The organism is Cellulosimicrobium sp. SL-1 (assembly GCF_011033075.1).
GTDB classification, from domain to species: Bacteria; Actinomycetota; Actinomycetes; order Actinomycetales; family Cellulomonadaceae; genus Cellulosimicrobium; species Cellulosimicrobium funkei.
Genome location: NZ_JAACJC010000004.1, coordinates 149,822 through 163,560 on the forward strand (window position 1 = coordinate 149,822; position 13,739 = coordinate 163,560).

Here is a 13,739-nt window from a genome sequence, read left to right on the forward strand (position 1 = left end):
GTCGGAGGGTCGTCGTCCGGGGTGCTGCCGGCCCGCCCGTCGAGCCCGACGGCGTCGGGGTCGCGCTGCCCGGGGGTGGCCGCGAGCTCGTCGGAGCGCGAGCCCGCGCCCTCGATCGCGTCGAGGCCGCCGGGGCCGGCGGTGAGCGTCCCGCCCGGCACGACCGACGTCTCCGCGACGTCGCCCGACACCTCGGCGGACGCGCGGCGGGAGCGCAGCCGCGGGTCGGCGAGGTCGTTGAGGCTCTCGCCGACGAGCGTGATGCCGAGCACCACGAGCACGATCGCGAGCCCCGGGAAGAGCGCGGTCCACCAGATGCCGCTCGTCACGTCGGACACGGCCTTGTTGAGGTCGTAGCCCCACTCGGCGGCCGCCGTCGGCTCGATGCCGAATCCGAGGAACCCGAGCCCGGCGAGCGTGAGGATCGCCTCGGACGCGTTGAGCGTGACGATGAGCGGCAGCGTGCGGGTCGAGTTCCGCAGGACGTGGCGCACCATGATGCGCCGGTGCGGCGTGCCGAGCACGCGCGCCGAGTCGACGAACGCCTCGCCCTTGATCCGCACGACCTCCGCGCGCGTGACACGGAAGTACTGCGGGACGAACACCACGGTGATCGAGAAGGCCGCGGCGAGGATGCCGCCCCACATGCTCGACTGGCCGCCGGAGATGACGATCGCCATGAGGATCGCGAGGAGCAGGGACGGGAACGCGTAGATCGCGTCGCAGACCACGACGAGCAGACGGTCGGCCCAGCCGCCGAAGTACCCGGAGACGAGCCCGAGCAGCACCCCGACGACGATCGAGGCGAGGATCGCCACGACGATGACGAGGAGCGCCGTCTGCGCGCCCCAGATGACGCGCGACAGGACGTCGTAGCCGCCGACGGTCGTGCCGAGCAGGTGCTCGGCGGACGGCGGCTGCTGCGCGCCGAACGGCCCGTCCGCCGTGCGGAGCTGGCTGTACCCGTAGGGGGCGAGCACGGGCGCGAGGGCGGCGGTGAGCAGGAAGAGGCCCGTGATGACGAGGCCCGTGACGAGCATGCCGCGCTGCAGCCCGACGCTCTGCCGGAGCTGGTGGACGACGGGCAGGCGCTTCCACCACGCGACGCGCCCGCGCTCGGGGACGACGACGGGGACGGGGCCCCCGGTGCCCGGACCGGCCGGGACGACGGTCTCCGCGACCATGTCAGTACCTCACCCTCGGGTCGATGAGCGCCGCGATGATGTCGACGAGGAAGTTCGTGACCGCGACGATCACGGCCATGAGCACGACGATCCCCTGGACGGCGACGAAGTCGCGCGCCTGGAGGTACTCGGCGAGCTGGAAGCCGAGCCCCTTCCACTCGAACGTCGTCTCGGTGAGCACGGCGCCCGCGAGGAGCATCGCGACCTGGAGCCCGATGACGGTGATGATGGGGATGAGCGCGGGGCGCCACGCGTGCGCGCGCACGAGCCGGGACTCGCGCACGCCGCGCGACCGCGCCGCGACCACGTAGTCGGTCGAGAGCGTCCCGATGACGTTGGTGCGCACGAGCCGCAGGAACACGCCCGCGGTGAGCAGCCCGAGCGCGAGCGCCGGGAGCACGGCGTGCTGGAGCACGTCGCCGACGATCGCCGGGTCGCCCGTCCGGATCGCGTCGATCAGGTAGAAGCCGGAAGGGTCGTCGAGGAACTGCAGCTCGATCTCCGCGTCGGTGGACGCGCGCCCGGACACGGGCAGCCAGCCGAGCCACACCGAGAAGACGAGCTTGAGCATGAGGCCGGCGAAGAAGACGGGGGTCGCGTAGGCGAGGATCGCGGAGACGCGCAGGATCGCGTCGGGCACGCGGTCGCGCAGGTAGCCCGCGAGCATGCCCAGCGGGATGCCGACGACGAACGCGACGAGCAGGGCGTAGACCGCGAGCTCGAGCGTCGCGGTGCCGTACGTCGCGAGCACCTCGGTGACGGGACGGTTGTCACTGATCGTCGTGCCGAAGTCGCCGCGCACGATGCCGCCGAGGTACTCGAGGTACTGCACGACCACCGGGCGGTCGTACCCGGCCTCGTGGATGCGCTCGGCGAGCTGGTCCGGCGTGAGCCGTCCGCCGAGCGCGGCGGTGATCGGGTCGCCCGTGGCCCGCATGACCACGAAGACCGTGGTCACGAGGATGAAGACCGTCGGGATGATGAGCAGCGCGCGGACCAGGATGTAGCTCCCGAGCCCGCCGCCGCGACGGCGGGTCGTGCGTGGGGTGCGCACCCGCCCCGTGCCGCCGGGGTCGCGGGGCGCGTCCTCGCCGACGGGCACGTCGGTGGTGGTGGTCGTCATGTCGTCTCTTCCTCAGGTGCCCGGGCGTCGGCGTGGTCGCCGGTCCGGACGAGCGGTGCCCGGCCCTCCCCGCGGGTCGCGCGGGGAGGGCCGGGCGGCTGGGGCAGCTGCCGGTCAGCCCTTGGACAGCGCCGCGTAGCGGAACTTGAAGGACGGGTCCAGCGTGTCCTCGGCCCCCTCCACGTCCGTCCCGACGACCGCGACCTGCGCGCCCTGGAGGTACGGGAGCGTGGACAGGTCCGCCGCGACCTTGCTCTGGATCTCCTCGATGAGCGCGGTGCGCTCGTCGGCGTCGGGCGTCGCCGCCTGCTGGAGGATGAGGTCGTTGACCTCCTGGTTGGCGTAGTGGTTCACCAGGAAGTTCTCCGTGAGGAAGAACGGCGTGAGGTAGTTGTCCGCGTCGGAGTAGTCCGGGAACCAGCCGAGCTGGTACGCCGGGTAGACGTCGGACGTGCGCTCCTTGGCGTACGTGACCCACTCGGTGGTCTGCAGGTTGACCGTGAAGAGGCCGTCCTTCTCGAGCTGGTCCTTGATGAGCGCGTACTCGTCGGCCGAAGACGGGCCGTAGTGGTCGTTCGAGTACTGCAGGTTGAGCGTCACGGGCGTCTCGACGCCCGCGTCGGCCAGGAGCTGCTGCGCCTTCGCGGCGTCGGGCTTGCCCGCGCCGTCGCCGTACATCTCCTTGAGCGGCTCGGCGGCGCCGGTCAGGCCCGCGGGCACGTAGGAGTACAGCGGGGTGTAGGTGCCCTTGTAGACCTGGTCCGAGAGCTCGTCGCGGTCGATGAGCGACGCGGCGGCCTGGCGCACGGCCAGCGCCTTGGCCGGGTCGGCCTCCGGCGTCTTCGCGCCGAACGGCTGGGTGTCGAAGTTGAACGTGATGTAGCGGATCTCGCCGCCGGGGCCGTCCACGACCTTGACGTCGTCGTTGCCGCGCAGGTCCTCGATGTCCGTCGCGGACAGGCTGCGCCACGCGACGTCGATCTTGCCCTGCTGGATCTCGAGCTTCATGTTCGACGCCTCGGCGAAGTACTTCACCGCGACCTTGTCGGTCTTCGCCGGGCCGAGGAGTCCCTCGTAGCCGTCGTACGCCTCGTAGGAGACGAGCTCGTTGAACTTGTAGCCCGTGATCGTGTACTGGCCGGCGAACGCCTTGCCGTCGACGATGTCCTGGTCCGAGGTGAGCGCGTCGGCCGCGAAGACGTCCTCGTCGACGATCGGGCCCGCCGGGCTGGACAGGATCTGCGGGAAGAGCTGGTCGTTCTCGCTCTTCAGGTGGAAGACGACGGTCGTGTCGTCGGGCGTCTCGACGCTGTCGAGGTTGTAGAGCAGCGACGCCGGCCCGTTCTCGTCGTTGATCGCGACCTGGCGGTCGAACGAGAACTTCACGTCGGACGACGTGAGGTCGTTGCCGTTGGCCCACTTCAGGCCCGGCTTGAGCTTGACCGTGTACTCGGTCGGCGAGGTGAACTCGGCCGACTCCGCGATGTCGGGCTCGACGTCGGGGCTGCCGTACGGGGTGTTCATGAGGAACGGGAAGACCTGGTTCATCACGGCGAACGAGCCGTTGTCGTACGAGCCGGCCGGGTCGAGCACCGTGACCTTGTCGGTGGTGCCGATGACGAGCGAGCCGCTCGCCGAACCGCCGCCGTCACCGTCGCCCTCGCCGTCGCTCGAGCCCCCGCCGCACGCGGTCAGGGTCAGCGTCACCGCCGTGATACCGGCGGCCGCGGCGAGGAGCCGCTTCCTGGACACCGCTGTCATGTGTCTACCTCTTTCTCGGGTTTCTCGGGGTGCGAGACACCGGTGGCGCGACCTTGCACGCACCAGGACCCCGACCTGTCGGCGGAGTGCCGTGATTTCTAGCACAGTGCCGTGTCGCACAGGTGTCAGGATCGACAGAAAACCGGACAGAACGCCAGCGTTGTTACCCGGTCGTAACCCTGCGCCCCGGGCAACGGTCGTGACGTGAGACACACTCACAGCGGTCGCGTCGTGGGTGTAAAGTCCCGCCCCTTTCGGGGCGCCCGGCCCTGGCGGACGACAACCGAACGGCCCTCAGGAGCCCGCGCGGTCCTCCGGTCCGGCCACCCCGGGACCACCCGCCGCCGGGTCGCCCGGGCCAGGCTCGCCCGGGGCGGGCTCCACCGGGGCGGGCTCGGCCGGGGCGAGGTCGCTCGTCGGGGACGCGTCGGGCGCGGGAGCCGCCGGGGTCCCGGCGGGCGCCCCGCTCACGGCCGACGGCGGAGCCACGCCCGGGTGCACCGCGGCGGCGCCCAGCACCGACCCGCCCGTCACGACGACACCGGCCGCGACCGCCTGCGCGCGCAGGTCGGCGAGCTCCCGCGCGACCGCCCGGACCGCGAAGCCGGACACCACGTGGATCGCCCCCGACACGAAGGCGTACAGGGCGAACACCACGGTGACGAGGCGCAGCACGTCGAACGCGTCGAGCGGGCGCGTGACGAGGAGGATCCCGAAGAGCACCGACACGATCCCCACGGCGAGCATCCACGCCCAGCCGAGGTCGCGGTTGCGCACGAGCGCCGCCGCCCCCGCGATCGTCGTGATGCCGAGGACGAGCACCCAGACGGCGAGGACGTAGTACAGCGCCGTCGCGCCGAGGTCCGGCCACAGCGCCACCACGACGCCGAAGACGACGTTGACCCCGGCCTGCGCGAGCCACCACGCCGACCCGACCTGCTTGCGGTGCACGAACCCCTGCACGGCGACCAGCACGCCGTCGGCCACGAGGAACGCCCCCAGCACGACCCGGAGGGTCCCCAGCCGCTCGAGCGGCTCGATCATGAGGAGCAGGCCCAGGACGACGAGGAGCGTGCCCCGGACGACGGGGAGCCACCACACCCGCCGGAAGGGGTTGCGCTCCTGCCCGCTCTCGTCCGGCGTCGCGGGTGCGGCGCCTCCGGCCTCGTCGCGCTGCGTCGTCGTGCCACGTGCCATGCCGACCTCCCCAGGGGTGCTCGCACCCCCATGCTAGGGAGGCCTTCCTCACACCCGCCCGTCGAACAACCCCCACGTGCGTCGGACAACCGGTCGAACCGGGCGAATCACCCGGAGGAATCGGCCAAATACCGCGCCTGCCGGGACCCCCGGACCTAGACTCGCAGGCATGTCCTCCCCCGCGCCCGAGCCGACGACGGGCGACACGCCCCACGTGGGCGCGGTCGTCGAGGTCGGGTCGCTCACCGCGTCGGGTCGGCGTGACGCCCGTCCCCAGACCGGCGCGCTCGAGGCGCTGCTCGCCCCGCGCGACGGCGACGACGAGGGCACGGTCCGCGTCGTCGACACCGCCGAGCAGCGGGTCCGGCACCCGATCGACCTCGTCAACCTCGTGCTGTGCGCGATCGGCGTCGCCGTGGTGCTCCTCATGTCCGTGTACGCGCACGGCACGACGGCCGGCGTGGCCGAGGACGTCCGCAACTTTTCCGACCTGCTCGCGCGGATCCTGTTCGTGCCGGTCGCGGTGCTCGAGGGCCTCATCACCCTGTTCGTCCCTATCGCGGTCCTCACCGAGCTCGGCGTGCGCCGGCTCGGTCGCCAGGTCGTCGAGTCGATCGTCGCCGCGGGTCTCGGCCTGCTGCTCGGGGTGCTCGTCGTGCTGGCCCTGGGCGCCTGGGGCTCCGACGAGCTGGTGCGCGGCCTCTCCGTCTACTCCCAGGGCGCGTGGCGCCTGACCGTCCCGGGCTACGTCGCGGCGATCGGCGGGCTGCTCACCGCCGCAGGGACCCGCACCCGGCGGCGCACCGTCAAGTGGTCGTGGAACCTGCTGTTCGTCGGCATCGGCGTCGTGCTCATCACCGGCCAGGTCTCGCTGCCGGGCATCCTCATCACGCTGCTGCTCGGACGGCTCGCCGGGCTGGCCGTGCGTTATGTCTCCGGCGTGCGCAGCGAGCGCGCGTACGGGCCCGACCTCGTGGCCGGGGTCCGGCGCGCGGGGTTCTCTCCCGTGGCGCTCGTCCGCGTGCGCGACGTCACCGACGACGACGAGCTCGCCGAGGCGGCGGACGACCCCATCACGGAGGTCGACGCCGAGGGCCGCATCACGGCCGAGGTGCACGTCGGTGTGCTGCGCGCGCCCGGCGCGGACGACGACGGCGGGACCGTCCTCACCGCCGACGCCGCCCTGGCGGCGCACCACCTCGGGGCCGCGCACCCCGACGAGGGCGCCGCACCGCAGGGCACGGACGCCGCCCCCGAGCCCCAGGACGCCCCGTCCGACCCGGCCGCGATCGCGCTGACGCGCGCGGGCGACAACCGCGTCTACGCGATGCTCGCGGAGGACGACGTGCGCCGCGACGTCGTCGTGCTCGACGGCGACCGCCAGGTCGTCGGCTTCCTCACCCGCTTCTGGCGGTCGCTGCGCCTGCGCGGCAGCGAGGGTCGCGCCGCGATCTCGCTGCGCGCCGCCGCGGAGCGCACGGCCCTCCTGTCCTACGCGGCCCGGGCGGCCGGCGTCCGCACGCCGCGGCTCCTGGGCGTCGCCGAGTCCGCCGACTCGATGGTGCTGGTCCAGGAGCACGCGACGGGCGCCGTGTCGCTGCGCGACCTCCCCGTCGAGGACCTCACCGGCTCGGTGCTCAACGAGGCGTGGCGCCAGCTCCGCCTCGCCCACTCCGCGGGGATCGCCCACCGCGCCCTGACCTCCGACGTCGTGCTCGTCTCGCACGAGCCGGCGACGGGCGCCCCCGAGGTGTGGCTCACCGGGTGGGAGCAGGGCGACATCGCGTCGTCCGAGCTCGCGCGCCGCATGGACCTCGCCCAGATGGTCGCGCTGCTGGCGCTGCGCGTCGGGGCGCAGCGCGCGGTCGAGTCCGCGGTGAGCGTGCTGCCCGACGACGACATCGCCGCCATCGGCCCGCTGCTCCAGTCCGTCGCCCTGCCGCCGAGCACGCGCGAGGAGATCCGGCAGGACAAGGAGCTGCTCAAGGAGCTGCGCGCGGCGCTCGTGGAGCGGCTGCCGGAAGCCGACGTCGAGCCGCAGCGCATCACCCGCTTCGGCGGCCGCACCATCCTCACGCTCGTCCTCGTCATCGCGGCCGTCACGGCGCTGGTGACGTCCTTCAACTTCGACCAGATCGCCACAGCCGTCACGGAGGCGAACCCCTGGTTCGCCGTCCTGTCCTTCGCGCTCGGCATCCTCACGTGGGTCGGCGCGGCCCTCACCCTCGCCGCGTTCTCCCCGAAGCGACTGTCGATGTGGCGCGTCACGCTCACGCAGGCCGCCGGGTCGTACATCGCGCTCGCCGCGCCCGCCGGCATCGGCCCGGCGGCGCTCAACCTGCGGCTGCTCACGAAGCGCGGCATCTCGACGCCCATGGCGGTCGCCACCGTCGCGCTCGTCCAGGTGTCGCAGTTCGTCGTGACGATCCTCATCCTCGTGGTCCTGTCCGTCTTCACCGGCGAGGGCGGCCTCGTCCAGCTCCCCTCGACGACGGTGCTGCTCGCCATCGGCGGCGTCGCGCTCGCCGTGCTCGCGACGCTGCTCGTGCCGGCGGTGCGGACCTGGGCGCTCGCCAAGATCCGGCCGACGGTCCAGCAGGTCTGGCCGCGGCTCTCGGAGATGCTGGGCCAGCCCGGCCGCCTCGCGCTCGGGTTCGCGGGCAACATCGTCATGACGCTCGGCTACGTGCTCGCCTTCGACGCCGCGCTCGCGGCGTTCGGGCAGGAGCTCGACCTCGTCGACGTCGCGGTCATCTACCTGGTGGGCAACGCGGCCGGCGCGGCCGTCCCGACGCCGGGCGGCCTCGGCGCGATCGAGCTCGCCCTCATCGCCGGCCTCACCGCAGCCCAGGTGCCGCCCGCCATCGCGACGTCGGTCGCGATGCTGTTCCGCGTCGCGACGTACTGGGCGCGCATCCCCATCGGCTGGTTCGCCATGCGCTTCCTGCAGAAGAAGGGCGACCTCTAGCCCGCACGCCCGGCCCCGTCGCGGTCCGCGCACCGCGTGGGCGGACGCCGCAGGCCCGGGGACGTTCGACCCGGGACGGCGCGGGCGGCCCCCGATAGGCTCGCCGCGCACCTGCCGCCGTCTCCGGTCGCGCGGGCGCCCACGATGCTCGACGAGGTGAGGAGCCCGCACGTGAGGATCGGTGTCCCCCGCGAGGTGAGGGACGGGGAGCGGCTGGTCGCCGCCACCCCGCGCACGGTCGAGCGCCTGCGGGCGCTCGGGTACGAGGTGGTCGTCGAGCACGACGCGGGCGCGGGGGCCACGTTCTCCGACGCCGCGTACGAGGCTGCGGGCGCCGCGGTGGTCGACGCCGCGACGGCGTGGGGGGCCGACGTCGTCACCGCCGTGAACGCGCCCACCGACGCGCAGGTGGCGCTCCTGCGCCCGGGCGCGACCCTCGTCGCGATGCTCGGTCCCGCGAACGACCCCGACCTCGTGCGGCGCCTCGCCGACCACGGCGTGACCGCGCTCGCGCTCGACGCCGTGCCCCGCATCTCGCGTGCCCAGGCCCTCGACGTCCTGAGCACGCTGTCGAACGTCGCGGGCTACCGCGCCGTCGTCGAGGCCGCGGCCGAGTACGGCGGCATGTTCGCGGGGCAAGTCACCGCCGCGGGCAAGACGCCGCCCGCGAAGGTCTTCGTCATCGGCGGCGGCGTCGCGGGCCTCGCTGCGGTCGGCGCGGCCGCGAGCCTCGGCGCGCAGGTCCGCGCGTTCGACGTCCGGTCGGAGGCGGCCGAGCAGATCGAGTCCATGGGCGGCACCGCCGTGCGCGAGCCCGCGGCGCAGCAGGGCATGTCGGCCGACGGCTACGCGAAGCCGCTCACGCCCGAGCAGGAGGCGGCGGCCCTCGCCGTCTACGCGCGCGAGGCGGCCGACGCGGACGTCGTCGTCACGACGGCGCTCGTGCGCGGCCGGGCGCCGCGCACCCTCACGGCCGAGGCGGTCGCCGGGATGCGGCCCGGGAGCGTCGTCGTCGACCTCGCGGCCTCGGGCGGCGGCAACTGCGCGCTCACCGTGCCGGGCGAGCGCGTCGTCACCGAGAACGGCGTCGTGGTCGTGGGCTGGACCGACCTCGCGGGCCGGCTCCCGCAGCACACGTCGCAGCTCCTGGGGACGAACGTCGTGCACCTGCTCGAGCTGCTCACGCCCGGCAAGGACGGCGTGCCCGTCCTCGACCTCGACGACCCGGTCCAGCGCGGCATGACCGTCGCGCGCGCCGGCGAGGTGCTCTGGCCGCCGCCGCCCGTCGCGGTGAGCGCGGCGCCGTCCCCCGCCGCGCCACCACCGCCGGACCCCGCCCAGGAGGCTGCGGACCGCGAGCGGGCCGCCACGGAGGCCGCCGCCGCGAGCCTGCGCCGCCGCCGTCGGACCGTCGGCGCCGCGCTCGCCGCGGTGCTCGTCACACTCGCGCTGTCGTTCGCGCCGCCGTCGCTCGTCGGGCACGTCACGGTGTTCACGCTCGCGGTGATCGTCGGGTACTACGTCATCTCGAACGTCACGCACTCCCTGCACACGCCGCTCATGGCCCAGACGAACGCGATCTCCGGCATCATCCTCGTCGGCGCGCTCCTGCAGCTCGGCTCCGACGACTGGGTCGTCTCGACGCTCGCGCTCGTCGCGGCGACGCTCGCGAGCATCAACGTGTTCGGTGGCTTCCTCGTCGCCAACCGCATGATCGGCATGTTCCGCAAGGACGTCCCCGCCCGTGCGCAGGAGGTGGCCCGATGACCGCCACGTCCGTCGCCCAGGCCGTCTACGTCCTCGCGGCCGTCCTGTTCGTGCTGAGCCTCGCGGGCCTGTCGAAGCAGGAGTCCGCGCGCCGCGGCAACGTCCTCGGCATGGTCGGCATGGTCCTCGCGCTCGCCGCGACGATCGTCCTCGCGCTCGGCACGAGCGCCCGACCCGTCCTCGTCACCGCGCTGCTCGTCGCGGTCGTGCTCCTCGTGGGCGCCGCCGTCGGGACGTGGCGGGCCCGCCGCGTCGAGATGACGCAGATGCCCGAGCTCATCGCGATCCTGCACAGCTTCGTCGGGGCCGCGGCCGTGCTCGTCGGCTTCAACTCGTACCTCACCGCGCAGGCCGCGGGGCACGACGACGTCGCGCACCTCGTCGAGGTCTCGCTCGGCGTGCTCGTGGGCGCCGTGACGTTCACCGGCTCCGTCGTCGCGTTCCTCAAGCTGTCCGGCCGCACGCGGTCGGCGCCGCTCCAGCTCCCCGGCCGGAACCTGCTCAACCTCGGGGCGCTCGTGGCGAGCCTCGGGCTCGTCGCGTGGTTCGTCGTCGTGCCGTCCGTGTGGCCGCTGCTCCTGCTCACCGTCGTGTCGCTCGCGCTGGGCTGGCACCTCGTCGCGTCGATCGGGGGCGGCGACATGCCCGTCGTCGTCTCGATGCTCAACTCGTACTCCGGCTGGGCCGCCGCCGCGGCGGGCTTCATGCTCGGGAACGACCTGCTCATCGTCACGGGCGCGCTCGTCGGGTCCTCCGGTGCGATCCTCAGCTACATCATGTGCCGGGCCATGAACCGGTCGTTCGTGTCCGTCATCCTCGGCGGCTTCGGGGCCGAGGAGGGCGCGGCCCCCGCGGGCGGCGAGGGCCCGCAGGGCGAGCACCGCGAGGTGCGCGCCGACGACGTCGCGGCTCTCCTGCGCGACGCGCGGAGCGTCGTCATCACCCCGGGCTACGGCATGGCTGTCGCCAAGGCGCAGTACCCCGTCGCCGACCTCGTGCAGCTCCTGCGCGACGGCGGCGCCCAGGTCCGCTTCGGCGTCCACCCCGTCGCGGGCCGGCTCCCCGGGCACATGAACGTGCTGCTCGCGGAGGCGCGCGTCCCGTACGACATCGTGCTCGAGATGGACGAGATCAACGACGACCTGGCGGGGACGGACGTCGTGCTCGTCATCGGGGCGAACGACACCGTGAACCCGGCCGCGCTCGACGACCCCGGCTCGCCCATCGCAGGCATGCCCGTGCTGCGCGTGTGGGAGGCGGAGCAGGTCGTCGTCTTCAAGCGGTCCATGGCGGCGGGCTACGCCGGGGTGCAGAACCCGCTGTTCTTCCGCGAGAACACCGGGATGCTCTTCGGGGACGCCAAGCAGCGGGTCGAGGACATCGTGGCGGCGCTCCGCGCGGGCTGAGGGGCCGCGGGCGACGGGGACGGCGCGGGGCCCGCGGAGCGCGCCCCGGCGATCAGCCGGGCACGCGCTCCCGGGCGGGCGCGAACGTCAGCGACGGCAGCGTCTCGAGCGTCCGGTGCGCGGCGACGTAGTCCTTGAGGTCCCCGCGGAAGACGACGCGGCCCGGCAGGTCGAGCAGCGTCTGGGGCCGCACCTGCCACCGCTCGACCCCGAGGTCCCACACGCCCGCGCCGTGCAGCACGTGGTAGACGAACTCCGAGCAGAAGAACCGGTCCGCGGCCTCGTGCCCGCGGCCGAACCGCGCGCCGACGAGGCCGCGCACGTTGTACGAGAACGCGTGCGAGTCGAGCAGGAACTCGGTGATCCGGACGCGGATCGCCTCGTGCTGCTCGGGGGTCACGGGCACCGCGAGCACGACCCCCGGCACGACGTCCATGCCGCGGTACAGGCCGTCGTCGAACCGCTCGCGCCGGAAGCAGCCGACGAACGGGTTGCCCGCCCGGCGCCGGCCGAAGCTGAACATGAGGTCGAGCCCCTGGTCGAGCGCCAGGGAGGAGTGCGTGAACTCGTCGCGCGTCGCCAGCGCGATCGTCCGGGACAGGACCGTACGACTGCGGGACAGGACGACGTAGACGTTCACGCGAGTGACCATACGATGCCCGAGCCCGCAAGTGGAACGGGCGGAGCGGGGTATTTGTCCGGTCGGCCGCGACGAGGCGCCGTCGGCCGGGCCCGCGAGCGCGAGATCCCCGCGCTCACCCGTCCGAGCGCGCCCGGTCGAGAACCACCCGGTCGAGGACCGCCCGCGCGTGCCGGAGCACCGGCTCGTCGACCATGCGGCCCTCGAACGTGAAGACGGCGCCCGCGCCGCCCGGGTTCGCGGCCGCGGCGTCGAGCAGCGCGCGGGCGTCGGCCACCTGCTCGGCGGTCGGCGCGTAGGCGGCGCGGATCACGGGGACGTGGCTCGGGTGGATGCACGCCGTCGCGGCGAACCCCGACGCGGCCGCGTCCTCGGCCTCGGCGCGCAGCCCGTCGAGGTCGCCCACGTCGAGGTGCACAGCGTCGACCGCGGCCTTCCCCGCCGCACCCGCCGCGAGCAGCACCGCGGCGCGGGCGTGCCGCGCGACGTCGCGGTACGTGCCGTCGGGGCGGCGGCTCGACGTCCCCCCGAGGGACGCGACGAGGTCCTCCGCGCCCCACATCAGCGCGACGACCTCGGGCCTGCGGGCGAGCTCCGGCGCCGCCACGACACCGGCGGCCGTCTCGCACAGCGCGAGCACCCGCACCCCGGGGAGCGTCGTCGCGAGCCCGCCGAGCGATACGAGCAGCTCCGGCCCGGCCTTGGCGACCATGACCGTCCGCAGGCGCGTGTCCGCGAGCGCCGCCACGTCGAGCGCGTGCTCGGGCGTCCCGACGGGGTTCACCCGCACGACCGTGCGCGCCGGGTCGAGCGTCGCGGACGCCTCGACGACGGCACGCCGCGCGGCGTCCTTGGCGTGCGGGGCGACGGCGTCCTCGAGGTCGAGGATCACGGCGTCCGCGCGGTCCGCGGCCTTCGCGAACCGGTCGGGTCGGTCGCCGGGGCAGAACAGCACCGCGGGCCCGAGCCCGAACCCTGGCGGGGAGGCGGCCCGGTGCCCGACGCCGTCGCTCACCACGCGCTCTCCTCGTCGCCGCGCTCGAGGACGGGCTCGTGCACCCCCGCCGCGTGCTCGCCGAGCCCGGGGCCGTCGTCGTGCCCGGCGCCGGGCTCGGGGGTGTCGCCGGGATCGGTACCCACCGTGCCCACAGCCCCGGGTCCGGTGGACGCCCCGGGGGACCGGGCGTCGTCGGGCACGGCCGCCGACGCCGCCTCGTGGGCGGCGCGCGTCCAGAAGAGCGCGGTGCGGACGGCGCGTGCGACGAGCACGCCGTCCTGGTTGAGGCCGCGGTGCTCGAGGGTCACGACGCCCTGCCCCGGCCGCGACGCGGAGAGCCGCTTCTCCACGACCTCCGTCTCGGCGTAGAGGGTGTCGCCGTGGAACAGCGGCTTCGGGAACTCGACCTCGCGGAACCCGAGGTTCGCGACGATCGTGCCCTGCGTGACCTGCCCGACGGACAGCCCGACGAGCGTCGACAGCGTCATCATCGAGTTGACGAGCCGCTGCCCGAACGGCTGGGTCGCGGCCCACGCGGCGTCGAGGTGCAGCGCCTGGTGGTTCATCGTGAGCGTGGAGAAGACGACGTCGTCCGCCTCCGTGAGCGTGCGGCCGGGACGGTGGCGGTACACCACCCCGGTCTCGAGCTCGTCGTAGTACAGGCCCCGCTGGACCACCTCGCGCATGCTGCTCCTC

At 73.8% G+C, this 13,739-nt stretch carries 9 protein-coding genes and 1 pseudogene; 3 read left to right on the top strand and 7 right to left on the bottom strand.

Annotated features, from left to right (window positions below; genetic code table 11):
- Window positions 1-203: 203 nt before the first annotated feature.
- The 4 genes and pseudogenes from GWJ10_RS07380 to GWJ10_RS07395 all read right to left on the bottom strand — a co-directional run.
- Window positions 204-1,184 (bottom strand): annotated as a pseudogene (locus GWJ10_RS07380) (ABC transporter permease); the annotation flags it as partial.
- 1 nt (window position 1,185) lies between these two features.
- Window positions 1,186-2,307, bottom strand: a complete 1,122-nt coding sequence (locus GWJ10_RS07385; RefSeq protein WP_163186541.1) for an ABC transporter permease — start codon at window positions 2,305-2,307, stop codon at window positions 1,186-1,188.
- Between the two features lie 114 nt (window positions 2,308-2,421).
- Entirely contained in the window at window positions 2,422-4,068 is a 1,647-nt protein-coding gene (locus GWJ10_RS07390) for an ABC transporter substrate-binding protein (protein WP_076403909.1), read from the bottom strand.
- A gap of 294 nt (window positions 4,069-4,362) precedes the next feature.
- A complete protein-coding gene (locus GWJ10_RS07395) occupies window positions 4,363-5,265 on the bottom strand; it encodes a DUF308 domain-containing protein (protein ID WP_163186543.1) in 903 nt (300 codons plus the stop codon).
- Between the two features lie 169 nt (window positions 5,266-5,434).
- Here GWJ10_RS07395 and GWJ10_RS07400 point away from each other — a divergent pair, with 169 nt between their 5' ends.
- The 3 genes from GWJ10_RS07400 to pntB all read left to right on the top strand — a co-directional run bounded on the left by GWJ10_RS07400 (window position 5,435) and on the right by pntB (window position 11,406).
- Complete coding sequence (locus tag GWJ10_RS07400) at window positions 5,435-8,233, top strand: flippase-like domain-containing protein (protein WP_163186545.1); 2,799 nt, start codon at window positions 5,435-5,437, stop codon at window positions 8,231-8,233.
- Between the two features lie 171 nt (window positions 8,234-8,404).
- Complete coding sequence (locus GWJ10_RS07405) at window positions 8,405-10,000, top strand: Re/Si-specific NAD(P)(+) transhydrogenase subunit alpha (RefSeq protein WP_163186546.1); 1,596 nt, start codon at window positions 8,405-8,407, stop codon at window positions 9,998-10,000.
- Window positions 9,997-11,406: a Re/Si-specific NAD(P)(+) transhydrogenase subunit beta gene (pntB, locus tag GWJ10_RS07410; RefSeq protein ID WP_163186548.1), complete on the top strand. Its 1,410-nt coding sequence runs from the start codon at window positions 9,997-9,999 to the stop codon at window positions 11,404-11,406. Before GWJ10_RS07405 ends, pntB begins: the two co-directional genes overlap by 4 nt.
- A 52-nt stretch (window positions 11,407-11,458) precedes the next feature.
- Here pntB and GWJ10_RS07415 read toward each other — a convergent pair whose 3' ends face one another.
- From GWJ10_RS07415 to GWJ10_RS07425, 3 genes are all read right to left on the bottom strand, one after another.
- Window positions 11,459-12,046, bottom strand: coding sequence for a hypothetical protein (locus tag GWJ10_RS07415; RefSeq protein WP_061267070.1), 588 nt, complete (start codon window positions 12,044-12,046; stop codon window positions 11,459-11,461).
- A gap of 115 nt (window positions 12,047-12,161) precedes the next feature.
- Entirely contained in the window at window positions 12,162-13,061 is a 900-nt protein-coding gene (locus tag GWJ10_RS07420) for a CoA ester lyase (protein ID WP_163186550.1), read from the bottom strand.
- The gene (locus GWJ10_RS07425) at window positions 13,058-13,729 is read right to left on the bottom strand and encodes a MaoC family dehydratase (protein WP_346773827.1); all 672 of its coding nucleotides are present in this window, start codon (window positions 13,727-13,729) and stop codon (window positions 13,058-13,060) included. Before GWJ10_RS07425 ends, GWJ10_RS07420 begins: the two co-directional genes overlap by 4 nt.
- Window positions 13,730-13,739 lie beyond the last annotated feature (10 nt).

Coding starts and splice junctions, on each gene's coding strand:
- GWJ10_RS07390 (WP_076403909.1), bottom strand. CDS start 4,068: ATGACAGCGGTGTCCAGGAAGCGGCTCCTCGCCGCGGCCGCCGGTATC.
- GWJ10_RS07425 (WP_346773827.1), bottom strand. CDS start 13,729: ATGCGCGAGGTGGTCCAGCGGGGCCTGTACTACGACGAGCTCGAGACC.
- GWJ10_RS07395 (WP_163186543.1), bottom strand. CDS start 5,265: ATGGCACGTGGCACGACGACGCAGCGCGACGAGGCCGGAGGCGCCGCA.
- GWJ10_RS07385 (WP_163186541.1), bottom strand. CDS start 2,307: ATGACGACCACCACCACCGACGTGCCCGTCGGCGAGGACGCGCCCCGC.
- GWJ10_RS07400 (WP_163186545.1), top strand. CDS start 5,435: ATGTCCTCCCCCGCGCCCGAGCCGACGACGGGCGACACGCCCCACGTG.
- pntB (WP_163186548.1), top strand. CDS start 9,997: ATGACCGCCACGTCCGTCGCCCAGGCCGTCTACGTCCTCGCGGCCGTC.